The sequence below is a fragment of the Actinoplanes sp. NBC_00393 genome, assembly GCF_036053395.1.
Lineage (GTDB): Bacteria > Actinomycetota > Actinomycetes > Mycobacteriales > Micromonosporaceae > Actinoplanes.
This window is the reverse complement of sequence record NZ_CP107942.1, coordinates 6,106,454-6,132,899: the sequence shown is the minus strand read 5'-3', so window position 1 is coordinate 6,132,899 and position 26,446 is coordinate 6,106,454. Positions and strand designations below refer to the sequence as shown.

At 71.1% G+C, this 26,446-nt stretch carries 30 protein-coding genes and 1 riboswitch; of the genes, 20 read left to right on the top strand and 10 right to left on the bottom strand.

The window, feature by feature from the left end; translation table 11 throughout:
* Nucleotides 1-4: 4 nt before the first annotated feature.
* The 4 genes from fmt (at nucleotide 5) to OHA21_RS28530 (ending at nucleotide 4,261) form a co-directional block, all read left to right on the top strand.
* Nucleotides 5-931, top strand: a complete 927-nt coding sequence (gene fmt, locus OHA21_RS28545) for a methionyl-tRNA formyltransferase (RefSeq protein ID WP_328459977.1) — start codon at nucleotides 5-7, stop codon at nucleotides 929-931.
* Nucleotides 928-2,397 (top strand): RsmB/NOP family class I SAM-dependent RNA methyltransferase, encoded by a 1,470-nt coding sequence (locus OHA21_RS28540; protein WP_328459975.1) that lies wholly within the window; start codon nucleotides 928-930, stop codon nucleotides 2,395-2,397. The genes fmt and OHA21_RS28540 overlap by 4 nt, the downstream gene beginning before the upstream one ends.
* A gap of 129 nt (nucleotides 2,398-2,526) precedes the next feature.
* Entirely contained in the window at nucleotides 2,527-3,204 is a 678-nt protein-coding gene (gene rpe / locus OHA21_RS28535) for a ribulose-phosphate 3-epimerase (RefSeq protein ID WP_328459973.1), read from the top strand.
* Between the two features lie 58 nt (nucleotides 3,205-3,262).
* The gene (locus OHA21_RS28530; protein WP_328459971.1) at nucleotides 3,263-4,261 is read left to right on the top strand and encodes a GGDEF domain-containing response regulator; all 999 of its coding nucleotides are present in this window, start codon (nucleotides 3,263-3,265) and stop codon (nucleotides 4,259-4,261) included.
* On the opposite strand, the gene OHA21_RS28525 is transcribed toward OHA21_RS28530, so the two are convergent.
* Both OHA21_RS28525 and OHA21_RS28520 read right to left on the bottom strand, forming a co-directional pair.
* Nucleotides 4,230-4,892, bottom strand: a complete 663-nt coding sequence (locus tag OHA21_RS28525) for a lysophospholipid acyltransferase family protein (RefSeq protein WP_328459969.1) — start codon at nucleotides 4,890-4,892, stop codon at nucleotides 4,230-4,232. The genes OHA21_RS28530 and OHA21_RS28525 overlap by 32 nt on opposite strands.
* The gene (locus OHA21_RS28520) at nucleotides 4,889-5,464 is read right to left on the bottom strand and encodes a TetR/AcrR family transcriptional regulator (protein ID WP_328459967.1); all 576 of its coding nucleotides are present in this window, start codon (nucleotides 5,462-5,464) and stop codon (nucleotides 4,889-4,891) included. The genes OHA21_RS28525 and OHA21_RS28520 overlap by 4 nt, the downstream gene beginning before the upstream one ends.
* A gap of 86 nt (nucleotides 5,465-5,550) precedes the next feature.
* Here OHA21_RS28520 and OHA21_RS28515 point away from each other — a divergent pair, with 86 nt between their 5' ends.
* From OHA21_RS28515 to ribH, 5 genes are all read left to right on the top strand, one after another.
* Nucleotides 5,551-6,732, top strand: coding sequence for an aminotransferase class V-fold PLP-dependent enzyme (locus OHA21_RS28515; RefSeq protein ID WP_328459965.1), 1,182 nt, complete (start codon nucleotides 5,551-5,553; stop codon nucleotides 6,730-6,732).
* Between the two features lie 61 nt (nucleotides 6,733-6,793).
* Nucleotides 6,794-6,973: riboswitch (FMN riboswitch) on the top strand.
* Between the two features lie 132 nt (nucleotides 6,974-7,105).
* Nucleotides 7,106-8,191, top strand: coding sequence for a bifunctional diaminohydroxyphosphoribosylaminopyrimidine deaminase/5-amino-6-(5-phosphoribosylamino)uracil reductase RibD (gene ribD / locus OHA21_RS28510; RefSeq protein ID WP_328459963.1), 1,086 nt, complete (start codon nucleotides 7,106-7,108; stop codon nucleotides 8,189-8,191).
* Nucleotides 8,192-8,242: 51 nt separating this feature from the next.
* Nucleotides 8,243-8,842, top strand: coding sequence for a riboflavin synthase (locus OHA21_RS28505; protein ID WP_328459961.1), 600 nt, complete (start codon nucleotides 8,243-8,245; stop codon nucleotides 8,840-8,842).
* Nucleotides 8,835-10,046: a bifunctional 3,4-dihydroxy-2-butanone-4-phosphate synthase/GTP cyclohydrolase II gene (locus OHA21_RS28500; RefSeq protein WP_328459959.1), complete on the top strand. Its 1,212-nt coding sequence runs from the start codon at nucleotides 8,835-8,837 to the stop codon at nucleotides 10,044-10,046. Before OHA21_RS28505 ends, OHA21_RS28500 begins: the two co-directional genes overlap by 8 nt.
* A 46-nt stretch (nucleotides 10,047-10,092) precedes the next feature.
* Nucleotides 10,093-10,569: a 6,7-dimethyl-8-ribityllumazine synthase gene (gene ribH, locus OHA21_RS28495; protein WP_328459957.1), complete on the top strand. Its 477-nt coding sequence runs from the start codon at nucleotides 10,093-10,095 to the stop codon at nucleotides 10,567-10,569.
* Here ribH and OHA21_RS28490 read toward each other — a convergent pair.
* Genes OHA21_RS28490 through OHA21_RS28480 form a run of 3 tightly spaced genes read right to left on the bottom strand, consistent with a single transcriptional unit; the run spans nucleotide 10,566 to nucleotide 13,020 of the window.
* Nucleotides 10,566-11,306 carry an amino acid ABC transporter ATP-binding protein gene (locus OHA21_RS28490; RefSeq protein WP_328459955.1) on the bottom strand — a complete coding sequence of 247 codons (741 nt, stop codon included), beginning with the start codon at nucleotides 11,304-11,306 and terminating at the stop codon, nucleotides 10,566-10,568. The two genes, ribH and OHA21_RS28490, sit on opposite strands and share 4 nt — an antisense overlap.
* Before the next feature lie 2 nt (nucleotides 11,307-11,308).
* The gene (locus OHA21_RS28485) at nucleotides 11,309-12,148 is read right to left on the bottom strand and encodes an amino acid ABC transporter permease (RefSeq protein WP_328459952.1); all 840 of its coding nucleotides are present in this window, start codon (nucleotides 12,146-12,148) and stop codon (nucleotides 11,309-11,311) included.
* Nucleotides 12,145-13,020, bottom strand: a complete 876-nt coding sequence (locus OHA21_RS28480) for an ABC transporter substrate-binding protein (protein ID WP_328459950.1) — start codon at nucleotides 13,018-13,020, stop codon at nucleotides 12,145-12,147. Before OHA21_RS28480 ends, OHA21_RS28485 begins: the two co-directional genes overlap by 4 nt.
* 78 nt (nucleotides 13,021-13,098) lie before the next feature.
* Between OHA21_RS28480 and OHA21_RS28475 the strand changes: the two genes are divergently transcribed.
* The 10 genes from OHA21_RS28475 (at nucleotide 13,099) to OHA21_RS28430 (ending at nucleotide 21,665) form a co-directional block, all read left to right on the top strand.
* A complete protein-coding gene (locus OHA21_RS28475) occupies nucleotides 13,099-13,362 on the top strand; it encodes a phosphoribosyl-ATP diphosphatase (protein WP_442874910.1) in 264 nt (87 codons plus the stop codon).
* A 41-nt stretch (nucleotides 13,363-13,403) separates the two neighbouring features.
* Nucleotides 13,404-14,246, top strand: a complete 843-nt coding sequence (gene hisG / locus OHA21_RS28470; RefSeq protein ID WP_328459946.1) for an ATP phosphoribosyltransferase — start codon at nucleotides 13,404-13,406, stop codon at nucleotides 14,244-14,246.
* Entirely contained in the window at nucleotides 14,246-14,692 is a 447-nt protein-coding gene (locus OHA21_RS28465) for a PH domain-containing protein (RefSeq protein WP_328459945.1), read from the top strand. The genes hisG and OHA21_RS28465 overlap by 1 nt, the downstream gene beginning before the upstream one ends.
* Nucleotides 14,693-15,022: 330 nt before the next feature.
* Nucleotides 15,023-15,637 (top strand): translation initiation factor IF-3, encoded by a 615-nt coding sequence (gene infC / locus OHA21_RS28460; protein WP_328459943.1) that lies wholly within the window; start codon nucleotides 15,023-15,025, stop codon nucleotides 15,635-15,637.
* A gap of 54 nt (nucleotides 15,638-15,691) precedes the next feature.
* The gene (rpmI, locus tag OHA21_RS28455; RefSeq protein WP_196418025.1) at nucleotides 15,692-15,886 is read left to right on the top strand and encodes a 50S ribosomal protein L35; all 195 of its coding nucleotides are present in this window, start codon (nucleotides 15,692-15,694) and stop codon (nucleotides 15,884-15,886) included.
* A gap of 36 nt (nucleotides 15,887-15,922) precedes the next feature.
* Nucleotides 15,923-16,315 carry a 50S ribosomal protein L20 gene (gene rplT, locus OHA21_RS28450; protein ID WP_196418026.1) on the top strand — a complete coding sequence of 131 codons (393 nt, stop codon included), beginning with the start codon at nucleotides 15,923-15,925 and terminating at the stop codon, nucleotides 16,313-16,315.
* A 112-nt stretch (nucleotides 16,316-16,427) separates the two neighbouring features.
* Nucleotides 16,428-17,201, top strand: coding sequence for a TrmH family RNA methyltransferase (locus tag OHA21_RS28445; RefSeq protein WP_328459937.1), 774 nt, complete (start codon nucleotides 16,428-16,430; stop codon nucleotides 17,199-17,201).
* Between the two features lie 167 nt (nucleotides 17,202-17,368).
* Nucleotides 17,369-18,430 carry a phenylalanine--tRNA ligase subunit alpha gene (gene pheS, locus OHA21_RS28440; protein WP_328459935.1) on the top strand — a complete coding sequence of 354 codons (1,062 nt, stop codon included), beginning with the start codon at nucleotides 17,369-17,371 and terminating at the stop codon, nucleotides 18,428-18,430.
* 4 nt (nucleotides 18,431-18,434) lie between these two features.
* A complete protein-coding gene (gene pheT, locus OHA21_RS28435) occupies nucleotides 18,435-20,915 on the top strand; it encodes a phenylalanine--tRNA ligase subunit beta (RefSeq protein ID WP_328459934.1) in 2,481 nt (826 codons plus the stop codon).
* A gap of 507 nt (nucleotides 20,916-21,422) precedes the next feature.
* The gene (locus OHA21_RS28430; RefSeq protein ID WP_328459932.1) at nucleotides 21,423-21,665 is read left to right on the top strand and encodes a nuclear transport factor 2 family protein; all 243 of its coding nucleotides are present in this window, start codon (nucleotides 21,423-21,425) and stop codon (nucleotides 21,663-21,665) included.
* Between the two features lie 98 nt (nucleotides 21,666-21,763).
* Here OHA21_RS28430 and OHA21_RS28425 read toward each other — a convergent pair whose 3' ends face one another.
* The 3 genes from OHA21_RS28425 to OHA21_RS28415 are packed head-to-tail and all read right to left on the bottom strand — an operon-like array spanning nucleotide 21,764 to nucleotide 23,688.
* Nucleotides 21,764-21,979, bottom strand: a complete 216-nt coding sequence (locus OHA21_RS28425; RefSeq protein WP_328459930.1) for a hypothetical protein — start codon at nucleotides 21,977-21,979, stop codon at nucleotides 21,764-21,766.
* Nucleotide 21,980: 1 nt separating this feature from the next.
* The gene (locus OHA21_RS28420; RefSeq protein ID WP_328459928.1) at nucleotides 21,981-22,898 is read right to left on the bottom strand and encodes a DUF4253 domain-containing protein; all 918 of its coding nucleotides are present in this window, start codon (nucleotides 22,896-22,898) and stop codon (nucleotides 21,981-21,983) included.
* Between the two features lie 31 nt (nucleotides 22,899-22,929).
* Nucleotides 22,930-23,688 (bottom strand): SAM hydrolase/SAM-dependent halogenase family protein, encoded by a 759-nt coding sequence (locus OHA21_RS28415; protein WP_328459926.1) that lies wholly within the window; start codon nucleotides 23,686-23,688, stop codon nucleotides 22,930-22,932.
* A 245-nt stretch (nucleotides 23,689-23,933) separates the two neighbouring features.
* Between OHA21_RS28415 and OHA21_RS28410 the strand changes: the two genes are divergently transcribed.
* Nucleotides 23,934-24,611, top strand: coding sequence for a class I SAM-dependent methyltransferase (locus tag OHA21_RS28410; RefSeq protein ID WP_328459924.1), 678 nt, complete (start codon nucleotides 23,934-23,936; stop codon nucleotides 24,609-24,611).
* On the opposite strand, the gene OHA21_RS28405 is transcribed toward OHA21_RS28410, so the two are convergent.
* Together OHA21_RS28405 and OHA21_RS28400 are read right to left on the bottom strand one after the other, a co-directional pair.
* Nucleotides 24,608-25,345: an SDR family oxidoreductase gene (locus OHA21_RS28405; protein ID WP_328459922.1), complete on the bottom strand. Its 738-nt coding sequence runs from the start codon at nucleotides 25,343-25,345 to the stop codon at nucleotides 24,608-24,610. The genes OHA21_RS28410 and OHA21_RS28405 overlap by 4 nt on opposite strands.
* A complete protein-coding gene (locus OHA21_RS28400) occupies nucleotides 25,342-26,415 on the bottom strand; it encodes a DUF3616 domain-containing protein (RefSeq protein WP_328459920.1) in 1,074 nt (357 codons plus the stop codon). The genes OHA21_RS28405 and OHA21_RS28400 overlap by 4 nt, the downstream gene beginning before the upstream one ends.
* Between the last annotated feature and the right edge of the window lie 31 nt (nucleotides 26,416-26,446).

Below are 26,446 nucleotides of genomic sequence, written 5' to 3'. Positions count from 1 at the left end.
CCCGATGCGCCTGATCTTCGCCGGCACCCCCGAGGTGGCCGTGCCGAGTCTGGACGCGATCGCCGCTTCCGGGCACGAGCTGATCGCCGTGCTCACCCGCCCCGACGCGCCGGCCGGTCGGGGCCGCCGCCTGGTCCGCTCGCCCGCCGGGGCCTGGGCCGACGAGCGGGGCATCGAGGTGCTCACCCCGGAGAAGCCGCGCGACCCCGAGTTCCAGGAGCGGCTCCGCGAGCTGGCGCCCGACTGTGTGCCCGTGGTGGCGTACGGCGCGCTCGTCCCACCGAGCGCCCTGGAGATCCCGAAACACGGCTGGGTGAATCTGCACTTCTCGCTGCTGCCTGCCTGGCGCGGCGCGGCCCCGGTGCAGCACGCCGTCCTGCACGGCGACGAGGTGACCGGCGCGAGCGTCTTCGAGCTGGAGGCGGGGCTGGACACCGGCCCGGTCTACGGCACCCTGACCGACCAGATCCGGTTCAACGACACCTCCGGCATGCTGTTGGAGCGGCTCGCCGTCGAGGGCGCCGGTCTGCTGGTCGCGGTGCTCGACGCGATCGAGGCGGGCACCGCCCGGGCGCATCCGCAGCCTGCCGACGGGGTCAGCTTCGCGCCGAAACTCACCGCCGAGGACGCTCGGGTCCGCTGGGACGATCCGGCGTTCGCGGTGGACCGGCGGATCCGGGCGTGCACCCCGGCGCCGGGCGCGTGGACCACGTTGCGTGACGAGCGGTTGAAGCTGGGCCCGGTCCGGCCGGTCGCGAACGCGCCGCATCTGCAGCCGGGTGAGCTGCTCGTGGAACGCAAGCAGGTGCTGGCCGGCACCGCGACCACCCCGGTGATCCTGGGCGAGGTCCGGGCCGCCGGGAAGAAACCGATGTCCGCCACCGACTGGGCGCGCGGAATGCGGATCGAAGCTGGGGAGAAGCTTTCTTGACTGAGCACAGGGCTTCACGGCCGCATGGTGGACGGCCGAGCCGGCCGTCCGGGCCGGGTCACCCCCGGGACGGGCGCAGTGGGCGGGCTCCGCGGGCCGGTCGCCCGCCGTCCGATCCGGCACGACAGGCGGCGTACGAGGCGATTGCGGCCGTTCATCGCGATGACGCGTACGCGAACCTGGTGCTCGCCGAGATCCTCGGCGGGATGGGCCTGACCGGCCGGGACGCGGCGTTCGCGACCGAGCTGACGTACGGGACGCTGCGCGCTCTCGGCACCCTCGACCTGATCATCGCGGAGGCGGCCGGCCGGGATGTCGCCCGAATCGACCCGCCGGCCCGCGACGCGCTGCGGCTCGGCGCCTATCAGCTGCTCTACACCCGGGTGCCGTCGCACGCCGCCGTGAACCAGACCGTCGACCTGGTCCGCTCGGTGGCGCCCGGGGCGGCCGGGTTCGCCAACGCGGTGATGCGCACGATCTCCGAGACGACGCTGGACGCGTGGCTGGAGCGGGTCGCGCCGGATTACGAGAGCGACCCGATCGCGAATCTCTCGGTGATGCACCACCACCCGCAGTGGATCATCCGGGCGTTCGCCGAGGCGCTCGGCGGTGACCTGGAGGACACCGCCCGGCTGCTGATCGAGGACAACCAGCCGCCGGCCGTGCACCTCTGCGCGCGGCCCGGCCGGGCGGATGCGATCGAGCTCGCCGACGAGGTGGACGGTGTGCCGGGGGCCTTCTCGCCGTACGCGGTGTATCTGAACGGCGGCGCGCCGCGCGACCTGGCCGCGATCCGCCAGGGCCGCGCCCACGTGCAGGACGAGGGCTCCCAGCTGGTGGCCGCGGCGCTGCTGGCCGCCCCGATCGAGGGACAGGACACCCGCTGGCTGGACCTGTGCGCCGGGCCGGGTGGCAAGACCGGCCTGATCGGGGCGATCGCGGCCGGCCGGGGCGCCGAGGTGACCGCGGTCGAGGTGGCCGAGCACCGGGCCCGGCTGGTGGATCAGGCCACCGAGGGCATGCCGGTGACCGTGCTGCCGATGGACGGCCGTTCGGTGGGCCGTGACCCGGACCTGGGCGAGGAGTCGTTCGACCGGGTGCTGGTGGATGCGCCGTGCACCGGCCTCGGCTCGTTGCGCCGGCGGCCCGAGTCGCGGTGGCGCCGGCAGCCGGCCGACCTGCCGCCGCTGACCCGGCTGCAGCGGGAGTTGCTGGTGGCGGCGTTGCGGGCGGTTCGTCCGGGCGGTGTGGTGGCCTATGTGACGTGCTCGCCGCACATGGTGGAAACGCAGGTCACGGTCAGCGAGGGGGCTCGGCGCAGCGGCGTCGAGGTCGACTTCGTGGACGCGCGGCCGCTGCTGCCGCCGGGCATGCCGGGGCTGGGCCCGGGGCCGACGGTCCAGCTGTGGCCGCACAAGCACGGCACCGACGCGATGTTCCTGGCCGTCCTGCGCCGCACCAGCTGAGAGAGCGCCGCATCAGCTGAGAGCGGGGAGCAGCCCGGCCGGGTGACAAAGGCCGGGCCGGGGCCGAGCGAGAGAGCAACGAGCGAGGGAGGCCGGATCGGCCTCCCTCGCGGGTCATAGACTCGCAGCGTGACCCGATCGCCGATCATCGCGCCGAGCATCCTCGCCTCCGACTTCTCCCGGCTGGGGGAGGAGGTTCGCGCCATCGAGGGCGCCGCCGACTGGGTGCACGTGGACGTCATGGACAACCACTTCGTGCCGAACCTGACGCTGGGCCTGCCGATCGTGCAGAGCCTGCGCAAGGCGACCACGATCCCGTTCGACGTGCATCTGATGATCACCGACCCGGAGCGCTGGGCGCCGGGTTACGCGGAGGCGGGCGCCTACAACGTCACGTTCCACGCCGAGGCCTGTGAGGATCCGGTGGCGCTGGCCAAGACGCTGCGGGCGGCCGGCTCGAAGGCGGGCCTGGCGATCGACCGGGACACCCCCGTCGAGCCGTACCTGGAGTTGCTGCCCTACCTGGACACCATCCTGATCATGACGATCAAGGCCGGTTTCGGCGGGCAGGCGTTCATGCCGGAGCTGCTCGGCAAGGTCCGTGACGTGCGCCGCCGCATCGAGGTGAACGATCTGGAGATCCGGGTCGAGGTGGACGGCGGTATCGCGTCCGACACCATCGAGCAGGCGGCCGAGGCGGGCGCCGACGCGTTCGTGGCGGGCACCGCGGTGTACGGCGCCGCCGACCCGGCCGAGGCGGTCCGGAAGCTGCGGGCGCTGGCCGCCGCGAAAATGGGGGTGGCGTGAGCGGCCGTTCCCGGCCCATCATCGAGGTTCATTTCCCCGGCGTGCGCAGGAAGGTGCGATGAGCACGGCTGAGTCGCGACCCGAGATCGACCCCGAGCTCGAGGCGGAGGAGGGCCCCGACCTCATCCTGGTGGTCGACGACGACCAGGACATCGCCAGCTTCGTCGAGTTCAACCTCAAGGTGCAGGGTTTCGAGGTGATCCGGGCCAGGGACGGTCAGGAGGCCCTCGACCTGATGGAGACGCACCGGCCCGACCTGGCGATCGTCGACTGGATGATGCCGCGGATGGACGGGGTCGAGCTGATCCGCCGGCTGCGCGCCGAGCCGCTCACCTCCGCCCTCCCGGTGATCATGCTGACCGCGAAGAGCATGACCGTGGACAAGGTCGTCGGTCTCACCGCGGGCGCCGACGACTACCTGGTCAAGCCGTTCGACAACGCGGAGCTGATCGCCCGGGTCAGCACCACGCTGCGCCGGCACAAGGACGCCCGCGAGGTGTCCCCGCTGACCGGCCTGCCCGGCAACGCCCGGGTCCGCCGGGAGATCTCCGAGCGGATGCGCCTCGGCGGGGAGTACTCGGTGGGTTACATCGACATCGACCGGTTCAAGAGCGTCAACGACGTCTACGGCTTCGACCGGGGTGACGAGTTCATCATCGCGCTGGCCCGGAGTCTGCAGCGGGCCAGCGCGCACACCGGCAAACCGTCGATCTTCCTGGGCCACATCGGCGGCGACGACTTCGTCTTCATCTGCGCGCCGGATCAGGTGCTGCCGCTGACCAAGCGGACCGTCACCGACTTCGAGAAGGTGGCCGACGAGCTCTACGACCAGCCGGACGCGCGCCGCGGGTTCATCGAGGTGCCGGACCGGCGTGGCAACAAGCAGAAGGCGGCCCTGGTGACGCTCTCCATCGGGGTGGCGCAGGCGACCGCCGACGGCCGCCGGTTCGCCGACCCGCGGGTGGTGATCGCGGTGGCCTCGGAGATGAAGAAGGTCGCCAAGTCGCAGCCGGGTTCTTACGTGGCTATCGACCGCCGGCGGAACGACTCGGAGTAGGGGCGTAGGCCGGGACGTACTCCTGGCCGGTGAGCGACTGGATCCGGGCGAGAAGCTCGTCGGTGGTCGCGCGTACCTCGCCGGGGGCGTTGCCCGGCGCGGGCAGGGCGGGGCCGAACGCGACGGAGACCACGCGGCGGCCGGTGTGCCGCGGCTCGGTGCCGCGGATGCCGATCGGTACGAGCGGAACGTCGGCCTGGGCCGCGAGACGTGCCGCCCCGGTGCGCCCCCGGTAGAGCCGCCCGTCCGGCGACCGGGTGCCCTCCGGGAAGACCGCGACCAGGCCACCCGCGCGCAGGATCGGCACCGCCGCGTCGAAGGCGGCCAGCACGGCCCGGCCACCGCCCCGGTCGACCGGGATCGCGCCCATGCCGGCGACCACCCGGCGGGTGAGGGCGCCGCGCAATCCCTTGGCCCGGAAGTACTCCGCCTTGGCCCAGAACGTGACGTGCCGGGGCGCGGTGAGCCCGAGGAAGAGCTGGTCGCCGATCGAGAGGTGGTTGGCGCAGAGGATCGCGCCGGTGTCGGCGGGTACGTGCTCCAGACCGGTCACGGTGGGTCGCCAGACGGCGCGGACCAGGGTGCCGAGGGTGCGGTCGGTCAGGGCATACAACAGCGGGGTACGGGTCACGCGTTCTCTCCCAGGTGGGCGGTGAGGATGGCGTCCAGGAAGGGGGCCGGGTCGGAGGCGCCGGTGGCGAGCTGCATGCTGCCCCAGTTGCGCAGCTCGGCCATGCCGTGCAGGGCCGCCCACAGCGCACCCGCGGCGACCTCGGCTCGCGGCGCCTCCGGCCGGCATTCCGCGACCAGGCCGACCAGGAGGCGGAACAGCGGCAGGCCGGCCTCCCGCAGGCCCAGGTATCCGCTCTGCAGCAGGTCGTGCCGGAACATCAGCTCGAACATCCCGCGTTCGGCCGCGGCGAAGTCGATGTAGACGCGGGCCAGGGCGGCCACCCGGGCGCGTGGTTGCGGCGGCGCCGCGGCGAGCGCGGTGTCGATCCGCCCGGCGAGGTCGGCGAAGCCTTCGCGGGCGATGGCGGAGAGCAACGACAGGTGGGTGGGGAACCAGCGGCGCGGCGCGCCGTGCGAGACCCCGGCCCGGCGGGCGGTCTCGCGCAGTGAGAGGGCAGCGGTGCCCTGCTCACGCAGCAACTCGACACCGGCCCGGACGAGGCGACCGCGCAGTCCCTGGTCAAGGTCCATAGACACTGTCTACCATCGACACGTAGACACTGTCTACGTCTGCGCGTGGCGTGCGAGCGTGGGCAACGTGCGGCAGGGTGGCAGGCATGGACGTTGCCGCGCTCAGGGCGATCACACCGGGTTGCAAGCGCCGGATCCATCTCAACAATGCGGGCGCGGCGCTGATGACTCAGCCGACGCTCGATGCGATGACCGCACACCTGCGGGCAGAGGCCGAGCTGGGCGGATACGAGGCCGCCGATGCGGCGTCCGATCAGATCGCTGAGGCGTACGCCGGACTGGCCGAACTGCTCAACGGCCGCCCCGACGAGATCGCCATGTTCGACAACTCGACCCACGCGTGGCAGGCCGCGTTCTACTCCCTCCCGCTCAGGGCAGGTGACCGGATCCTCACCGGCCGGGCGGAGTACGGCTCCAACGTCTTCGCCTACCTCCAGGTGGCCGAGCGGACCGGCGCCGAGATCGTGGTCGTCCCGAACGACGAGCACGGGCAGCTCGACACCGCCGCGCTGGCCGACCTGATCGACGACCGGACCCGGCTGATCGGGCTCACCCACGTGCCGACCTCCGGTGGCCTGGTGAACCCGGCCGCCGAGGTGGGCCGGATCGCGCGGGCCGCCGGCGTGCCGTACCTGTTGGACGCCACCCAGTCGGTCGGGCAGTTCCCGGTCGACGTCGAGGCGATCGGCTGCGACTTCCTGTGCGGCACCGGCCGCAAGTTCCTGCGCGGCCCGCGTGGCACCGGCTTCCTCTGGGTACGCGAGTCGGCCCTGGACAAGCTCGACCCGCACGTCGCCGAGATCCGGTCGGCGGTGTGGGACGGGGCGCACGGCTTCACCTGGGTGCCGGGCGCCCGGCGGCTGGAGACCTGGGAGAACAGCTACGTCAACATCGCCGGTCTGGGCGCGGCCGTCCGGCAGGCGCTCGACCTGGACATCGAGGTGATCGGCCGGCGGGCGCTGGAGCTCGGCGCCCGGATGCGCGCCCTGCTCGACGACCTCCCGGGCGTGGCCACCCACGACCTCGGCGAGGTGCGCTGCGCCATCGTGACCGCGAAGGTCGACGGGGTACCCGCCGGCGAGGTGGTGTCCCGGCTGGCGGCCTCGGGGGTGAACGTCACGGCGACCGAGGCGGACGACAACCAGTACGACACCCTGGACCGCGGCGTGCACCCGCTGGTCCGGTTCTCGCCGCACTACTACAACACCACGGACGAGCTGGAGCACGTGGCTGCCCTGGTAGGAGCCATGATCGTTAAGGGGATGTGAAGTACCTCGCCCACTGGGTGGCAAATTCGTCTTCCCGTGCAAGACTCGGGGGTAACCCACCACGCGCTGGCGGGACTCGGTGAAATTCCGAACCGGCGGTGATCCGATGCGCCCGCATCGGTAAGCCCGCGACCCGGACGTTCGCACCTGAACGGACGGTGGACCTGGTGAGATTCCGGGGCCGACGGTTGAGCGAGCGGCATGCCGTTCGTTCAGACAGTCCGGATGGGAGACAGCGCGCGGAATCGGATGGGGCGTGCCTTCGACGGCTCGTTCCCGGACGGGGTGCGCGAAGCGTACCCATCTGTCCGATTCCCGGCGTTATCTCCCGACTTTCCTCAGCGCGTGACCGTGCCGCGTGAGAGGAACGTTCATGGTGACCGAGGACGAGGCGATGCGCCGCGCTGTCGCGCTGGCCGCCCGTGGCCTCGGCACGACCAGCCCGAACCCGGTCGTCGGCTGCCTGCTGCTCGGTCCGGACGGCGAGGTCGTCGGGGAGGGTTTCCACGCGTACGCCGGTGGGCCGCACGCGGAGATCGTCGCCCTGGCACAGGCCGGCGAACGGGCCCGCGGCGGCACCTGCGTGGTCACCCTGGAGCCGTGCAACCACACCGGGCGGACCGGCCCGTGCTCGGAAGCGCTGATCGCCGCCGGGGTGCGCCGGGTGGTCATCGCGGTCGACGACCCGACACCGGTCGCGGCCGGTGGGGCGGCCACCCTGCGGGCCGCCGGCATCCAGGTCGCCACCGGGCTGCGCCGTGCCGAGGCGGAGCTGGGCAACGTCGCCTGGCTGACCGCGGTGCGCCGGGGCAGGCCGTACGTGACCTGGAAGTTCGCCGCCACGCTGGACGGCCGCTCGGCCGCCGCCGACGGCACCAGCCAGTGGATCTCCTCGGCCGAGTCCCGCTCCGACGTGCACGTGCTGCGCAGCACGGTGGACGCGATCGTGGTCGGCGTCGGGACGGTGCTGGCCGACGACCCGCAGCTCACCGTCCGGGACCTGCGCGACGGCACGCTGGCGATCAAGCAGCCTCTGCGGGTCGTCGTCGACTCGTTCGGGCGTACCCCGGAAAATGCCCGTGTGCGTGACGCGGCCGCACCCACCTGGATCGTCACCGCGGCTGCCGCCGGCGCCGGGCCGGAGGGCCGCGTCGACCTGAACGCCCTGCTCACCGGGCTGTACGCGCGTGGCGTCCGGAACGTGCTGCTGGAGGGCGGTCCGACGCTGGCCGGAGCTTTCCTGGCGGCCGGGCTGGTCGATCGGGTGATCGGGTACATCGCGCCGAAACTGCTCGGCGACGGGCGCACCGCCCTGGTGGACGCGGGGGTCGGCACCATCGCCGACGCCCTGGAACTGGATTTCCTGGATATCGCGCAGATCGGTGGCGACCTGCGGTTCACCGCGACGTTGCGCCAAAAGCCTTCCGACCGCCCCGCCCACCACCCTGGATCGGAATGAAGCCCTCCAACCGCCCCGCCCACCGCCCTGAATCGGAATGAGGATCTTCTGATGTTCACCGGAATCGTCGAGGAACTGGGCGAGATCGTCCGGCTCACCGAGGGCAGCAGTGACTCGGCAGTCATCGCCGTGCGCGGCCCGCTCGTCACCTCGGATGCTCGGGACGGCGACTCGATCTCGGTCAACGGGGTCTGTCTCACCGTGATCGACAACGTGGACGGCGTCTTCACCGCCGACGTGATGGGCGAGACGCTGCGGCGCTCCTCGCTCGGCGCGCTGCAAGTGGGCAGCAACGTGAACCTGGAGCGGGCCGCCGCGCTCGGCAGCCGCCTCGGCGGTCACCTGGTGCAGGGCCACGTGGACGGCGTCGCGAAGATCATCGCGCGGGAGCCGGCCGACCAGTGGGAGGTCGTGCGCTTCTCGCTGCCGGCCGGCCTGGCGAGATACGTGGTCGAGAAGGGCTCGATCACGGTCGACGGGGTGTCCCTGACGGTCATGAAGGTCACCGACGACACCTTCGAGGTCGGGATGATCCCGGCCACCTCCAAGCACACCGTGCTGGGCAGCAAGGCCATCGGCGATCCGGTCAACCTCGAGGTCGACGTGATCGCGAAGTACGTCGAGAAGATGCTGGGGAGCCGCAATGTTTGAGAGCATCGAGCGCGCGATCAAGGACATCGCCGCCGGCAAGCCGGTGATCGTGGTGGACGACGAGGACCGCGAGAACGAGGGTGACCTCATCTTCGCGGCCGAGCACGCCACGCCGGAGCTGGTCGCGTTCATGGTCCGCTACACGTCCGGCTACATCTGCGTGCCGCTGCCCGAGGACGAGGCCGACCGCCTCGAGCTGCCGCCGATGTACCACACCAACCAGGACGCCCGCGGCACCGCGTACGCGGTGACCGTCGACGCCCGGACCGGCGTCAGCACCGGCATCTCGGCCGCCGACCGCGCGCGGACCATCCGGCTGCTCGCCTCCGCCGAGACCCAGCCGACCGACCTGTCCCGCCCCGGTCACATCGTGCCGCTGCGCGCCAAGTCCGGCGGCGTGCTGCGCCGGCCCGGCCACACCGAGGCCTCGATCGACCTGGCGGAGCTGGCCGGCTGCCGTCCGGCCGGTGTGCTCTGCGAGATGGTCAACGACGACGGCACCATGCAGCGCCGCCCCGACCTGGAGAAGTTCGCCGTCGAGCACGACCTGGCGCTGATCACGATCGCCGACCTGGTGGCCTACCTGCGGGAGCGTCAGGAGCGCACCCAGGTCGAGCGGGTGGTGGAGACCCTGCTGCCGACCGAGCAAGGCGTCTTCACCGCGGTCGGCTACCGCACCGAGGCGGACCACGGCGAGCACGTGGCGCTGGTCTTCGGTGACCTGGGCGACGGCGAGGACGTGCTGGTCCGGGTGCATTCCGAGTGCCTCACCGGCGACGTCTTCAACTCCAAGCGCTGCGACTGCGGCCCGCAGCTGGACGCGGCCCTGGAACGGGTCGCCGAGGCCGGCCGCGGCGTGGTGCTCTACATGCGCGGCCACGAGGGGCGTGGCATCGGCCTGCTGCACAAGCTGCAGGCGTACCAGCTGCAGGACCGCGGTTTCGACACGGTCGACGCGAACCTCGAGCTCGGCCTGCCGGCCGACGCCCGCGACTACGGCACCGGCGCGCAGATCCTGGCCGATCTGGGCGTGCGCTCGATGCGGCTGCTCACCAACAATCCGGCCAAGCGGGCCGGGCTGGAGGGGTACGGGCTGCGCGTCACCGGCCGGGAGTCGCTGCCGGTGCGGCTGCACCCGGAGAACGTGCGGTACCTGCGGACCAAGCGGGACCGGATGGGGCACCTGTTCGAGGCATTGGGCTGATCAGCCCCCGTACCGCGGTAAAGAATGACGAAAAAGGGGGACTTACATGGCCGGCTTCGGTGATCCGCACATGCAGACCGTCGACGCTGCCGGGCTCCGGCTCGGCATCGTCGGCTCCCGCTGGCACAACGACCTGGTCCAGCACATGATCGAGCGGGCGAAGGCCGCCGCCGAGGCGTGCGGTGTGCAGGAGGTCTTCGTCACCCGGGTGGCGGGTTCGGTCGAACTGCCCGTGGTCGCCCAGGCGATGGCCCGCAAGTACGACGCGGTGGTGGCCCTCGGCGTCGTGATCAAGGGCGAGACGCAGCACTTCGAGTACGTGTGCGACGCGGTCACCACCGGCCTCACCCGTGTCGCGCTGGACGAGGGCACTCCGGTGGCGCACGGCGTGCTCACCGTGCAGAGCCTCGGGCAGGCCCGCGACCGGGCCGGCCTGGAGGACTCGATCGAGGACAAGGGCTGGCAGAGCACCGTCGCCGTTCTCGACGCCGCGCTCGCCATCCGCGAGGTCGAGAAGGCCTAGAGCCGTCCGGCTTCGATGATGCGGGCCAGGAACTGACGGGTACGCGCTTCGACGGGGTCGCCGAGCACCTGTGACGGCGGCCCCTGCTCGAGGACGCGGCCGCCGTCCAGGAAGGCCACCCGGTCGGCGACCTGCTTGGCGAAACCCATCTCGTGGGTGGCCAGCACCATGGTCATACCGTCGTCCTTGAGATCGCGGATCATGGTGAGCACCTCGCCGACCAGCTCCGGGTCGAGCGCCGAGGTGACCTCGTCGAGCAGCAGCAGGCGCGGGCTGTTGACCAGCGCCCGGACGATGGCGACGCGCTGCTGCTGGCCACCGGAGAGCCGGTCCGGGTAGGCGCCGGCCTTGCCGGCCAGACCCACCCGCTCCAGCCACTGCATCGCTTGCGCTTTCGCCTCGGTTGGAGACTTCTTGTGTACGCGTACCGGCGCGAGCGTGATGTTGTCCAGCACCGTCATGTGCGGGAACAGGTTGAACGACTGGAAGACCAGCCCGATCCGCTGGCGTACCCGATCGGGGTCTGCTCGTGGGTCGGTGATCTCCTCGTCGTCGAGGTGGATCGTCCCGTCGTCGATCTGTTCGAGCAGGTTGACGCAGCGCAGCAGGGTCGACTTGCCGGATCCGGAGGCGCCGATCAGCGCGACCACCTCGTGCTCGGCCACCTCCAGGCTGAGGTCGTCGAGGATCACGTGGTCGCCGAAGGTCTTGCGGACGTCGCGGCAGGAGAGCACCAAGGTCAGGTCCCCGCGTTCTGACGGCGGGCCGCGCGCAGGGTCACCCAGTCGGTGACCGCGATCAGCGGCAGGGCGAGCAGCATGAACAGGACACCGGCCACCACGTACGGGGTGAAGTTGGCCTCCTGGGCGACCCCGATCTGGGCGGCCCGGATGGCGTCGATCGGCCCGGCCAGCGAGATCAGGCCGACGTCCTTCTGCAGCGCCACGGTGTCGTTGAGCAGCGGCGGGGCGACCCGGCGGACCGCCTGCGGCAGGACCACGTGCCGCATCGCCTGCCGGTAGCTCAACCCGAGCGAGCGGGCCGCCGCGATCTGGCTGGGATGCACCGACTCGATGCCGGCCCGGAACACCTCGGCCAGGTACGCGCCGTACGTGATGATGATCGCCGCGGCGCCCAGGACCAGCACGGACGGGGTGCCCTGCAGCCGCAGTCCGGGGATGCCGAACGCGAACAGGTAGATCACGATGATCAGCGGCAGGCCGCGGAACGAGTACGTGTAGCCGGTGGCGATCGCTCGCACCGGAAACGCGACCGGGCCGCGCAGCGTGCGCAGAACCGCGATCAGCAGGCCCAGGGCCATCGCGACGGTGGCGCAGACCACCAGCAGGCGCAGGTTCAGCCAGAGCCCGTCGAGGATCTCCGGCAGGTACTCGCGGGCCACGTCCCAGTCGAAGAACGACGCCTTGACCCGGTCCCACCCGGGCGCCCCGGTGATCGCGACGGTGAGCAGGGTGCCGACCACGGCGGTGGAGAGCGCGGCGAGAAGCACGGACCGGATCGCTTGCCGGCGACGGTAGGCGATCCGGTCCTGTTGCCGGACGGATGGTGCGTAGGTCACGAGAGCTCGGGTGCCCCGGCGGTGTCGGCCAGCCAGGTCTTCTCCAGCACGGCGAGGGTGCCGTCCTGGCGGAGCTGGTCGACGGCCTTGGTCACGCAGCCGGTCAGCGGCGAGCCCTTGTCCAGCACGATGCCGAACTGCTCGGGCACACCGACCTGCGGCAGCTGTCCGACGATCACGCCGTTGTCCAGCTCGGCCGCGGTCATGTAGAACGCGGTCGGCAGGTCGACCACGATGCCGTCGACGGTGCCGTTCTCCAGAGCCGCCTTGGCGTCGTCGTTGTTGTTGTAGACCGACGGCTTGGCCGCCGGCTTGATCAGCTCAGTGATCGCCTGGTAGCTCGTGGTGCCGACCTGGGCGCCGAGCTTGGCGTTCTTCAGGTCGGCCAGCGACTTGGCGCCGGCGATCTTCGAGCCCTCGGTGCTGATCACCGTCTGCCGCACCAGGTAGTACGGGGACGAGAAGTCCACCGCCGCCTTGCGTTCCTCGGTGATCGAGAACTGGTTGATGTCGATGTCGAACGCCTTCGGGCCGGGCGCGATCGCGTTGTTGAACGTGACCTGGGTCCACACGACGTTGGCGGTCTGGAAGCCGAGCCGGTCGGCCACCTCGTAGGCGACCGCGGCTTCGTACCCCTTGCCGTTGGACGGCTTGTTCTCGCTGAACCACGGCTCGTAGGCCGGGTTGTCGGTGCCGATGGTGAGCTTGCCGGGAGTCTTGGTGGTGAGGCTGCTCGGCGTGCACGCGTCCGCGGCGGCGGACGGCGAACTGCCGGCGGCGGTGGTGTTCTCCTCGACCGGAGAACAGGCGGTGACGGCTGCGAACAGAAGCAGGACACCGCCGAGGGCCACGGGGGAGTGTCGGCTGACCATGCCGGGCAGCTTAGAAGACGTCCCAACCGCTGGGGGCGTTCGTCGTCAAGACGTGATGAGCTGCCACAATCGTTGCTCGTGAAGACGTTCGAAGAACTGTTTGCCGAGTTGCAACGCAAGGCGGCGGAACAGACCCCCGGTTCGGGCACCGTCGAGGCGCTCGAACGCGGAGTCCACTTCATCGGCAAGAAGGTCGTCGAGGAGGCGGCCGAGTCCTGGATGGCTGCCGAGCACGAGGGGCCGGAACGGGCCTCCGAGGAGATCTCGCAGCTGCTCTACCAGGCACAAGTCCTGATGATCGCGACCGGTCTCGAGCTCAAGGACGTGTACCGACATCTGTGACGTGTGTCCGCTGACCCGTCCATAGATCGAAGGAGCACGTCATGCTGCGCATCGCCATCCCGAACAAGGGCACCCTCTCCGGTCCGGCATCACAGATGTTGCGGGACGCCGGTTACCGCCAGCGCACCGATCCCAAAGACCTGATCTGCCGTGACGAAGCCAACAACGTCGAGTTCTTCTACCTGCGGCCGCGTGACATCGCCACGTACGTCGGATCCGGCGACCTCGACCTCGGCATCACCGGCCGGGACCTGCTGGTCGACTCCGGTGTTCCGGCGACCGAACTGCTCGACCTGAACTTCGGCGGCGCCACCTTCCGCTGGGCTGCCCCGGCCGGCTCGCTGACCAGCGCCGACGAGATCGGCGGCCGGCGCATCGCCACCGCCTACCCGGGTGTGGTCAGCCGCTACCTGGCCGAGAACGAGCTCAAGGCGGACGTCGTACGCCTGGACGGCGCGGTGGAGAACGCGGTCCGGCTCGGCGTGGCCGACCTGATCGCCGACGTGGTCGAGACCGGCGCGACGCTGCGCCAGGCCGGACTGGTCACCCTCGGCGAGCCGATCATGCGGTCCTCGGCGATCCTGATCGGCCGCGACGCCGAGACGCCGAACGGCGCCGCCCAGCTGCTGCGGCGCCTGCAGGGTGTCCTGGTCGCCCGCAACTTCGTCATGCTCGCCTACGACGTACGCGCCGACCTGCTGGAACAGGCCACCAGCCTGACCCCCGGCATCGAGTCCCCGACCGTCTCCCCGCTGCACCGCGAGGGCTGGGTCGCCGTGGAGGCGATGGTGCAGCGCAGCAGCGTGCACCGGATCATGGACGAGCTGTACGAGCTGGGTGCCCGTGCCATCCTGGTAACCGACATCGCCAACTGCAGGCTGTGATGACCGCTGTGACGTTCCGACCCAAGAAGATCCGCGTCGTCGCCGTCCCGGGCGCGATCGCCGTCGCCGCCCTGTTCACCGCGATGAGCTTCGGGCTGAGCGGCAATGCCGGCTTCCAGGACTCGCGGATGACCTTCCAGCGCGGCGACCAGATCGCCCTGATCGGGCTGGGCATCCTGCTCGGCCTGGGCATCCTGGCGTTCTGCCGCCCGCGGATCGTCGCCGACGACGAGGGCGTGCACGTGCGCAACCTGGTGGGCGGCTACGACCTGCCGTGGAGTGTGGTCCGCGCGGTCCGGTTCGACCGGAACTCGGCGTGGGCGCATCTGGAGCTGCACGACGACGAGCAGGTGCCGATCCACGCGCTTCAGGCGGTCGACAAGGACTACGCGGTGGACGGAGTTCGTACGCTCCGGGCCTTGCATTCTGCTGCTTCAGCAGCCTGATAGACTTGCCGGCAGTCGACCACGCCTGCGCCTCGCTTTTGATCTTCGGAAAGCGCAGCGCGGGCGCGAAAGAGGAGCCCGCAGGTTCCCACCCGAGTCACTTGATGTGGCTGGGTCCGGTCTCCCCAGCCTCGTGCTGGGCGTGCGTCCTTCAGGACGCCGATGACCGGTCGAGCGGGCCCCGGCATGCGCTGGGGCCTTCTGCTTTCCCGGCGTCCCGCCTCCAGCGGGACACTCGGGGCCGACCGCCATTGGCATCATCTGCAGCGCAAAAGCGTTGTGGGTGAGAGAACAACGTTCTGAGGAGGCCCCATCAGCGTCGAACCACGCGTGAACGAACAGATCCGGGCTCGTGAGGTCCGCCTGGTCGGTCCGGAGGGTGAGCAGGTCGGCATCGTGCCGCTCGAGCGCGCTCTCCAACTGGCTGCGGACGTCGACCTGGACCTGGTCGAGGTTGCTCCGATGGCGCGGCCGCCGGTGTGCAAGCTCATGGACTTCGGCAAGTTCAAGTACGAGAGCGCACTCAAGGCCCGCGAAGCACGGCGCAACCAGCAGCAGACCGTCATCAAGGAAATGAAGCTCCGTCCGAAGATCGACCCGCACGACTACGAGACCAAGAAGGGTCACGTCGTTCGGTTCCTCAAGGCGGGCGACAAGGTCAAGGTGACGATCATGTTCCGTGGTCGTGAGCAGAGCCGCCCCGAGCTGGGTTTCCGGCTCCTGCGCCGGCTCAGCGAGGAGATCTCGGAACTCGGCTTCGTCGAGGCCAGTCCCAAGCAGGACGGCCGGAACATGATCATGGTGCTTGCTCCGCATCGGGCCACGAAGGCCGCGGCGGCAGCGACCATCGCCGCGAACGCGCGCCCGCCGCGGGAACCGCGTGAAGGCGACGTCGCCGAGGCCGCACCGGCTGCTCCGGCCGACACCACAGCCACAGCAGAGTAGACAGTATTTTCCCGTGCCCCCCGGTCACGGGGAAAGATCAGAAAGAGGCGTCAAGTGCCGAAGATGAAGAGCCACACCGGCATGGGTAAGCGGGTGAAGGTCACCGGCAAGGGCAAGATCGTGCGCGAGCAGGCCGGCAAGCGTCACCTGCTGGAGCACAAGAGCTCCCACGTCACCCGTCGGATGACCGGCACGGTCGTTGTGGCCAAGGCCGACACCAAGCGAGTGAAGAAGCTTCTGGGCCGCTGACGCGCGCCTGACCAGTTCCCCTAAGGAGTACTTGAAATGGCACGCGTCAAGCGGGCGGTAAACGCCCAGAAGAAGCGCCGCACTCTGCTCGAGACCGCGAGCGGCTACCGCGGCCAGCGCTCGCGGCTGTACCGCAAGGCCAAGGAGCAGGTGCTGCACTCGATGCAGTACTCGTACCGCGACCGCCGTGACCGCAAGGGCGACTTCCGCCAGCTGTGGATCCAGCGGATCAACGCGGCGTCCCGGGCCAACGGCCTGACCTACAACCGCCTGATCCAGGGTCTCAAGCTGGCGGGCGTCGAGGTCGACCGGAAGATCCTCGCGGACCTCGCGGTCCACGACGAGGCGGCGTTCGCGGCCATCGTCGAGATCGCTCGCGCGGCCGTCGCGGCCGAGGGCACCGGCGGCGCTGCCGCTCAGGCTGCCTGATTTCGCGTAGCACGTTTCGAGACGCCCTCCGGCCCCTGGTCGGGGGGCGTTTCGCTGTCCGCAGCTTCGCTTCAGCTCTTCGCTTCAGCTCTTCGCTTTCAGGTCGGAGCAGATGTACACACCGCGTACTCCCCGCATTGTTGCGGCCCGGCGCCTGCAGCGCCGTAAGGATCGTGACCAGAGTGGCCGGTTCCTGGCCGAAGGGCCGCAGGCGGTCCGCGAGGCGCTCGCCGCCGGCGTCGTGCTGGAGTTGTTCGGGACCGGGTCCGCACTGGACCGGTATCCCGAGCTCGTGGCGCAGGCGCCGGAGGTGTCGCCGGTCACCGACGACGCACTGAACGCGCTCGCCGAGACCGTCCACCCGCAGGGGCTGGTCGCGGTCTGCGAGCAGGTCGACGTACCGATCGGCAAAGCCCTGGTGAAGCAGCCGCGGCTGGTCGCGGTGGTCGCGGAGATCCGCGACCCCGGCAATGCCGGGACCGTCCTGCGCACGGCCGACGCCGCGGGCGCCGATGCGGTGATCTTCGCCGGCGACGCGGTCGACCCTTACAACGGCAAATGTGTACGCGCCTCAGCCGGCTCGCTGTTCCATGTGGACGTCGTCCGCAGCCCGCTGACCATCATCGACCTGCTGCAGGACTCCGGTCTGCAGGTGCTCGCCACCAGCGGCGCCGGGGAGGACGACGTGGACTCGCTGCTCGACGGCGGCCTGCTGGACCGGCCGACCGCGTGGCTGTTCGGGTCGGAGGCGCACGGGCTGCCGGAGGCGATGCTCGCCGCGGCCGACCGCCGGGTGCGCGTACCGATCTATGGCGCCGCGGAGAGTCTGAACCTGGCCGCGGCCGCCGCGGTCTGCCTATATGCGTCGGCCCGCGCGCAGCGCTGAGGGTATGCTGGGCCGCATGTCAGGTCACCTGTTTATGCGGCCCGCTGGTTGCGGGCGCCAGGCCTGACACTCTCCTGCGCGAACTCCGCTGACCGGCGGGCTGCGGCCCAGCCGTGCCTCCGTAGACTGCCCGATGGCTCATCAGGTGTGAGGGAGTTCGCCCGACCATGTCCTACCGCAACGATCCGTACGATCCGAAGCAGGCTGTCCTGCTGGCGCCTGAGTCGCTCGAGGGCGCGGTCGCGGACGCTGAGAAAGCGTTCGCGTCGGCTGTCGACCTCGATGCGCTTCTTTCTTTGAAGCCGGCGCACCTGGGTGACCGTTCCCCGGTGTCGCTGGCCCGCCGGGAGATCGGCTCGCTGCCGCCGGCCGCGAAATCCGACGCCGGCAAGCGCGTCAACGTCGCCCGGCAGGCCGTGCAGGCCGCCTACGACGCCCGGCAGGCCGAGCTGGAGGCCGACCGAGCCGCCCGCGTGCTGGTCGAGGAGCGCGTCGACGTCACCCTGCCGTGGAGCCGCCGCCCGCGCGGCGCCCGGCACCCGCTGACCACGCTCATGGAACACATGGGCGACGTGTTCATCGGGATGGGCTACGACATCGTCGACGGTCCCCAGCTGGAGCTGGAGTGGGCCAACTTCGACGCGCTCAACATCGGCCCGGACAACCCGGTCCGCGGCTCCTCGGACACGTTCTTCGTGGACCTGCCCGGCCTGGTGATGCGTACCCACACATCGCCCGGCCAGGTGCGCACCATGCTGGACCGGCAGCCGCCGATCTACATCGTGAGCCCGGGCCGCGCGTACCGGACCGACGAGCTGGACGCCACGCACAGCCCGGTCTTCCACCAGATCGAGGGCCTGGTCATCGACGAGGGCATCACGATGGCCCACCTGCGCGGCACCCTGGACTACTTCGCCAAGGCGATGTTCGGCCCCGACGCGAAGACCCGCTGGCGGCCGCACTACTTCCCGTTCACCGAGCCGTCCGCCGAGTTCGACGTCTGGTTCGCCCAGCACCGCGACGGCCCGCGCTGGGTCGAATGGGGTGGCTGCGGCATGGTCAACCCGCGGGTGCTCACCGCCTGCGGCATCGACCCCACGCGGTACTCGGGTTTCGCGTTCGGCATGGGTGTCGAGCGGACCCTGATGTTCCGCAACGGCGTCAGCGACATGCGCGACATGGTCGAGGGCGACGTGCGGTTCACCACGAACTTCGGAATGGAGTCCTGAAGCGATGAAGACGTCACTGTCGTGGCTGCGCGAGTACGTCGAGCTGCCCGCGGGGATCACCGCTTCCGAGCTCGACGCCGCGCTGACCAACCTCGGCATGGAGGTCGAGGGGATCGTCGACCAGGCCGCCACGGTCACCGGTGACCTGGTCGTCGGCCGGGTGCTGACGATCGAGGAGCTGACCGGTTTCAAGAAGCCGATCCGGTTCTGCACGGTCGATGTCGGCCGTGACGCGCCGCAGGAGATCGTCTGCGGTGCGCGGAACTTCGCCGAGGGCGACCTGGTGGTGGTCATCCTGCCCGGTGGCGAACTGCCGGGTGGGTTCAAGATCGGTGCGCGGAAGACGTACGGGCGCAACTCCAACGGCATGATCTGCTCGGCGGCGGAGCTGGGCCTGTCCGGCGACCACTCCGGCATCATCGTGCTGCCGCCCGCCGACGGCCTGGTGCCGGGTATCGACGCGCGGCCGGTCGTCGGCCTCGACGAGGTGCTGATCGAGGTCGAGATCACCCCGGACCGGGGATACGAGATGAGCGTCCGCGGCATCGCGCGGGAGCTGGCCGGGTACCTGTCCGTGCCGTTCACCGACCCGGCGTCGGGTTCGGCGCCGGGCGCTACCGCCGATGCCCCGTGGCCCGTCGTCGTCGAGGACACCATCGGCTGTGACCGGTTCGCCGCCCGCGTCGTCCGCGGCATCGACCCGGACGCGCAGTCGCCGGAGTGGATGCAGCGGCGCCTCGTCGCGGCCGGCATCCGGGCCATCTCGCTGCCCGTCGACATCACCAACTACCTGATGCTCGAGTACGGCCAGCCGATGCACGTCTTCGACCTGGACCGGCTCCGCGGCGGGCTGCTGGTGCGCCGCGCCCACCCCGGCGAGAAGCTGACCACCCTGGACGGTGTCGCGCGCGTGCTCGACGCCGAGGACATGGTGATCTGCGACGAGACCGGGCCGATCTCGCTGGCCGCGGTGATGGGTGGCGAGACCAGTGAATGGCAGGAGGGCACGGTCAACGTGCTCCTCGAAGCCGCCCACTGGGACCCGGTGATGGTCGGGCGGACCGCCCGGCGGCACAAGCTGTTCAGCGAGGCGGCCAAGCGGTGGGAGCGGGGCGTCGACCCGCAGCTGCCGCTCGCCGCGCTGCAGCGGGCCGTGGAGATCCTCACCGAGCACGCCGGGGGAACCGTCGACGAGCGGATCCTCGACATCGACCACGTGGTCGCGCCGTCGCCGATCACCCTGCCGGCTTCCCTGCCGACGCAGCTGATCGGCCTGCCCTACTCCGCCTCCCGCGTCGCCGAACTGCTCACCGAGGTCGGCTGCCAGGTCAGCGGCGACGAGCAGCTGACGGTCGTGCCGCCGACCTGGCGTCCCGACCTGCTCGCGCCGATCGACCTGGTCGAGGAGGTGGCGCGGCTCGGCGGGTACAACGACATCCCGAGCGTGCTGCCGCCGGCCGGCAGCAGCAACGGCCTCACCTCGGCGCAGCGGCAGCGGCGTTCGATCGGGCGGGCGCTCGCCGAGAACGGGTACGTCGAAGTGCTGTCCTACCCGTTCGTCGCGCCCGGCACGGCCGACGCGCTCGGACTGGCGGCGGACGATCCCCGGCGCAGTGCGGTGCGGCTCACCAACCCCCTGTCGGAGGAGGAGCCGTTCCTGCGTACGTCACTGTTGGCTCCTCTGCTGGGCACGCTCAAGCGGAACCTGGGCCGCGGACGCCGGGACGTGGCGCTCTTCGAGACCGGCACGGTCTTCCTGCCGCACCTGGCGGCGTCCGCGCCGCCCGTGCTCGGCGTCGACCGGCGTCCCACCGAGGAGGAGTGGACGGCCGCCAACGCGATCGTGCCCGCGCAGCCGTGGCACCTCGCGGTCGTGCTCACCGGCGACCTGGACCCGGCCGGCTGGTGGGGCGAGGGTCGCGCGGCCGGGTGGGCCGACGCCATCGAGGCGGCGCGCGTCGCGGTCTCCGCGGCGGGAATTCCCGCTTCGCGGTTGGCGGTACGCGCAGCCGAGCGCGCCCCGTGGCACCCCGGCCGGTGCGCCGAGATCCTGGTCGACGGCGCGGTGATCGGCTACGCGGGTGAGCTCCACCCGTCCGTGGTCGCCGCCTTCGAGCTGCCGAAGCGCACCTCGGCGGCGGAGATCAACCTGGACGTGCTCCCGGCCGCCCCGGTGATCGACGCCCCGCGGATCTCCACGTTCCCGGCGGCGCTGATCGACGTGGCGCTGGTCCTGGACCGCACCGTCCCGGCCGCCGACGTCCAGGCCGCCCTGGCCGAAGGCGCCGGCACCCTGCTCGAGTCGGTGGCGCTGTTCGACGTCTACGAGTCCTCGCAGCTCGGCGAGGGGAAGCGGTCGCTGGCCTACAAGCTGACGTTCCGCGCCCCGGACCGCACCCTCACCTCCGACGAAACAATCGCCGCCCGCGACGCCGCCGTCGCGCTGACCGCGTCCCGCTTCGGCGCCACCTTGCGCGGCGCCTGACACCCCACGTGGGCGGCCACCCTCCAGTGGCCGCCCACCCCCTCCCCGCAGCGCCCGACCTGCGGATCCCGACCTGGGCGCCCTGACCTGCGCGCCTCGACCTGCGCGCCTCGACCTGCGCGCCTCGACCTGCGCGCCTCGACCTGCGCGCCTCGACCTGCGCGCCTCGACCTGCGCGCCTCGACCTGCGCGCCTCGACCCGCGCGCCTCGATTCTGCGCATCGCTCCCGCCCCGCGAGGCAGCCACTCAACCGAGCTGACCCTGGGCTTCGCTCCCCGCCCTGCGTAACAGCCCTGCTCGTCAGCCGCTGAGGCGGGGCTGACCGTGGGTGTCGTTTCGTTCGCCGGGATGCAGCACTGCAGGTCAGCCGCCACGCCCAGCTGACCGTGAGTGTCGCTTCGTTCGCCGGGATACAGCACTGCAGGTCAGCCGCCGTGCTCGGCTGACCGCTCGTGCTGTTTCGCGCGGCCGGAGGCAGCGCTGCGGGTCAGCCGGATACTGAGCGCGTGGATATCGTCGGTGAAGTCATCGCTGCGGTGGAACGCGACGACCAGGTGGCGCTCGTTCAGCTTCTGCATCCCTATCTGCATTGGACCGAGGGTGGGCGGACCATCCGCAGGCGCAACAAGGTCTTTGCCCGCCTGGCCGATGGGCCGCCGCCGGCTCGGGCGAGTGAGCACGAACTGCGGGACGGCCAGATCTACCGCTGGGTGGCTTCGGCGATTTCGGGCGGCTCGGAAGGATCTTGAGGGCCGCCGCCGGTGACCGACGGGGCGGCGGGGGTCTGGGTTGCGCTGGCCCGTTTCGCCGGTGTGCTGGAGGCGGGCATGCTGGGGAGGGAAGGGTCTCACTCGTCCTGGAGGTGGTCGCGCCGGCGCCAGACCCAGATCAGGTAAGCGGCGCAGACCGCCAGCATGATCACTGCGCAGGCTGTCCAGGACCAGCGGGCGTATGGTTCGTCGGCGCGGGCGGCCTGGAGGAAGCCCAGGAGCGCGAGGATCAGCGGGCCGCCGCCGAAGGTCAAGTCGGACAGGGTCAGGTCGCGGAGGATTCGGCTTAGCATGTCAGTCCCACCAGAAGGTCCAGATCGGCTGGTCCACCAGGTCCTTCGCGTAGTCCGCCAAGGAGCCGGCGCCCTGCCAGATGTTGTCGGGGCAGAAGGCGAAGTGCTCGGCCGCCACCCGCAGCGCGTGCTCGACGTCGGTCGGTGGCGCGGCCACGCTCAGGTAGACGGTGTCGAAACCGAGGCCGATCAAACGAGTGCCGAATCGGTCCTCCCAGCTGCGTAGCAACGCTGAGATCTTTGCGGTGTCCTGCTCGTGGTTGAGCGGGCCGGTCCAGCCGATGTCGGTCGGGGTGTCCGCGCCGCGGGCACCGGGCACCAGGCCGAGCCGGGGCGCGGTCAGCCAGCCGGCGCCGAGCAGGAAGTCAGCGACCTCGGCCGCTCGCTCGGCCGGGGAGACGGCGGCGGGGGAGGCCTGCGGCGCGCTGGGCGAGGTTGGGCTGGGTGGGGCCAGGCCTGGTGAGGCTGGGCTGGGTGGGGCCAGGCCGGGCCAGTCCGCGCTGAATGAGGCTGGGCTGGGTGGGGCCAGGCCGGGCCAGCCTGCGCCGAACGGGGCGGTGATGGCGATGCGGTCGGTGCGGTCCGAGTCGGACTCGTCGTCCTCCTCCTCGGGGACGCAGGATGCCCACGACGCGGCCAGGAGCGCTGCCGGGTCGTGGTCGGCGGGCGCGGAGAGTTTCCGCCATTTCGGAGAGAGCTCGCCGCTCAGCCACGGGCGGTCGGGCTCGCGGTTGGACAGGCCGGACAGCAGCAGCGGCCACAACCCGCTGGAAGGGTGCTGCGCCTGCAGCGCGGCCCACGCACCGGGCCGGGGTGGCGCTGCGCTGATCCAGAGCAGGTCCTGGGCCGGTGTCCAGCCGCCGCCGGTCGGGTCGGGGTTGAGGGCGGGCGCCCCGCTGAGCCGCTTCCGTCGGAACATGAGCACGACGGTAGCGACCCCCTACGACACTTCAGTCGACGATCTCGATCGGCGTTCCGGCGCGCGGGTTGCCGAACAGTTCGGCCGCGTTGCCGCCGCGGGAGAGCAGTTCGTACCAGATGTGGGCGTTCCAGCCGGAGCTGCCGGGCGCGAACGACATCGTGCCGGCGGGGACCTCGAAGACGCCGTCGCTGACTGTGGCTTCGGCTTCGATCTCGCCGATGCGTACCCGTACGGTCGACCCGACCTGCGCCGGCGCCTGGTCCCAGGTGGTCTTGATGTTGCCGTAGCCGTCGATGTAGGCGACCGCGTGCTCGGGCGGCGGCGCGACCGGCAGTTCCGCGCCGAGCAGGCTGTCGTCTCCCTCGGCCAGGGCGGCGAGCGCGGCCGGGAACACGTCGCGGGAGCGGAACTGGGAACCGTCGTCGGCGATCTGGACGGCCCGGACGGCCACGCCCTCGGCGGCCAGGAAGGACAGGCTGGCGCCGGAGGCGACTCCGACGACGAGCACACCGGAGTCGAGCCGGGCTGCGGCCAGCCGTTCGCCGGCGTTGGCGGCGCGTGGCTCGTCCCGGTCCTGGCGGGGCGCGACATTCGCGTACACGATGCGGTCTGATGGTCCCTCGCCGAAGGCGAGCTGAGCCACGCAGAAGCCGGCGGCCACCGTGTCGAAGGCCGGGACGGGCACGGCCGTGACCTCGGCGGACGGGAGCAGCTGGACGATCCGTTGCCGGACCTCGGCGAAGGCGAGGTCCCCGGTTCCGTAGTCGGCGACGACAGTGACGAGCATGCCCGCAGAATATGTCCCGCGGAGCGCTGCTTCAGCGGTTTCGGAGCAGACGTCGGGCGTGTGGTCGTTCGTCCTGGTCGACGCGGGCGCAGCGGGAGGACTCCAACACCCGGTCACCGCTGGTGAGGGACCTCGTCGACCCGGTCCGGCGAAGGGGCCGTCGTGATCGCCGTGCCGGGACCGGGAACAGTGGGCGTAGACCTGCCGCATCGCCGAACGGTAGCCGGGCTGGAAGGATTGCTGCCATGAAGGACGGTTACGACGGGACCGGTCCCGGCGAGTTCACCCCGGACGGTTGCGCAGTCGACCTGTACGCCCGGCTGCCGGTGCGGGACGAGCCGGAGATCATCGCCGCGGCGCAGCCGCCGCCGGCGACGCTTCTCGAGCTGGGCGCCGGCGCGGGCCGGGTGACCAGGGCGTTGACCACCTGGGGGTACGAGGTGACCGCCGTCGACGAGTCCCCCGAGATGCTGGAACACATCACCGACGTTCGGACGGTCTGCTCGAGCATCGAGGACCTCGACCTGCCCGACCGGTACGACGTGGTCCTGCTCTCCTCCTTCCTGGTGCACGCCCCCGACCCCGCGGTCCGCGCCGCCCTGCTCGACACCTGCCGCCGCCATGTGAATCCCGGCGGCGTGGTCCTGATCCAGCGGGAGGGCAGGGACTGGCACGAGCGCGTCCCCCGCGACTCCAAGGCCGGCGACGGCATCGCCCGCGCGCTCTCCTCCGACGACCTGGGCGACGGCACCCGCAGCATCCGGTTCGAGTACGTGTTCCCCGACGCCACCTGGACCCAGGTCTTCCGTTCCCGCCCGCTCACGCCGGAGCAGTTCGAGGAGGCGTTGTCCGGGGCGGGCCTGGTCCTGGACCGTTACCTCACCCCGGACGGCATCTGGGCGTGCTGCCGGGTCGCCGGCTAGTCGATCGTGTGGCCGCCGTTCACGGTGATCCGCTCGCCGGTGACGAACCGCGCCGCGTCGGAGGCCACGAACGCCACCACGTCGGCGATGTCCGCCGGGGTGCCGATCCGGCCGAGCGGCACGTCCGCCACGTAGTCGGCGGGATCAGCATCGCCGTGGCGTTCGACCGGGATCCATCCGGGCGCCACGACGTTGACCGTGATGCCGTAACGGCCCAGTTCCCGCGCCCAGGTCCGGGCCAGCCCGATCTGCGCGCCCTTGGCCGCGTTGTACGCCGAAGCCCCCGGCAGAGCCCGCTCGAACGAGTCCGACCCGATGTGGATGAACCGGCCCCAGCCCAGCTCGCGCATCCCGGGCAGAGCGGCCTGGAGCAGCAGCGTCGGGCTCTTCACGAAGAACACCAGCTGGTCGAGGTGGTCCTGCCAGCTCACCTCCTCGGCCGGGCCGGTCGGCTGCGGGCCGGTGGCGTTGGCGACCACGACCTGCACCGGGCCGAGCTGTTCGGTGGCGGCGGCGACGAGTTCGCGTACCTCCGCCTCGTCGGTCACGTCGGCCCGCAGGGCCGCCGCCTGCCCGCCGGCGGCGATGATCTCGGCGGCGACCTTCTCGGCGCCCGCCGCGTCGGAGCGGTAGTTGATCGCGACCGGCCGTCCGTCGGCGGCGAGCCGGCGCGCGATGTGCGCGCCGAGCCCGCGGGAGGCGCCGGTCACCAGAGCTGTTCCAAGATTTTTCACGACGGTAGAAGTAGCACGTCCGCGATCACTGCGCCGTCGTCGGTCAGGCGGGCGGCCGCCGGGCTGTCGTAGACGATCAGCACCCGGTCGTCGCCGAGCAGGCTCAGGCCCTCGGCGTGGTCGTCGCCCTCGCCGTAGGTGAGCTCGAGTTCGCGGCTGATCAGGTCGTCGCGGACGATCGAGGGCTGGTCCACCCGGCAGGCGCCGTGCCAGCGGTAGATGCGCACCGGGCCGTCCAGGTCCATCGTCGGGCCGGCCAGGATGAGCAGGTCGTCGCCGTGCGGGCAGAGGTCACGCACGCCGAGGCCTTGCAGGTCGAGCACGTGCTTGCGGTACACCCGGCCGTCCTCGAACGGCCGCAGCCGCAGCCGGGTGGGATCGTTCTCGGACACGTACGGCCGCAACTCGAGCACGAAGGCCCAGCCGCGCAGCACCGGCCCGCGCAGCCCGAGGTAGACCCGGTCGCCGCTGACCGCGATGCCCTCGATGTCCAGGCCGTTGTCCTTGCCGGGGATCGGCAGGAACGCCGCCAGGTGCTCGTCGTCGCGCAGCAGCCGGCGCAGGTCGTCGCGGGGGCTGTTGACGGCCGCGCGGTGGGTCACGCCGTCGACCTCGAGTTCGGTGACGGGAGTGGGCACGCCGTCCACCTCGGTGATCGGCAGCCGGACCAGGACCTGGCGGTTGGCCTGGCCCTCCACCCGGGCCAGGCGGCGCAGCGCCTTCTGCCCGGCGTGCCGGTCCTTGATCTGCTTGCGGCGCAGGCTGTGCGAACCGACCGCCCACAGGAAGTTGCCGGTCCGCGCCAGCCCTTCGACGTCGGCCTCCTCGTCGGCGTCGATGCCGGGCAGGTTGACGAAATCGGCCAGCCGGAAGCTCGCCTCCGCGCCGAACTCGGCCGGCCGCTGCGGATCGTCGGCGAGCAGCCGCTCGATGGTGGCCGTCTCGTCGCCGGCGATCCAGAGGGCCCGCCGATCCAGCCGTACCGCGGAGAGGTTGGTGTGCGTGGACGCGGCCTGGGACTTGTCCGAGAACCGCAGCCGCACCGTGTAGTCGACCGTCATGAAGGCCATCGTCGCACCGTGCGGCCACGGTCCCACCGAA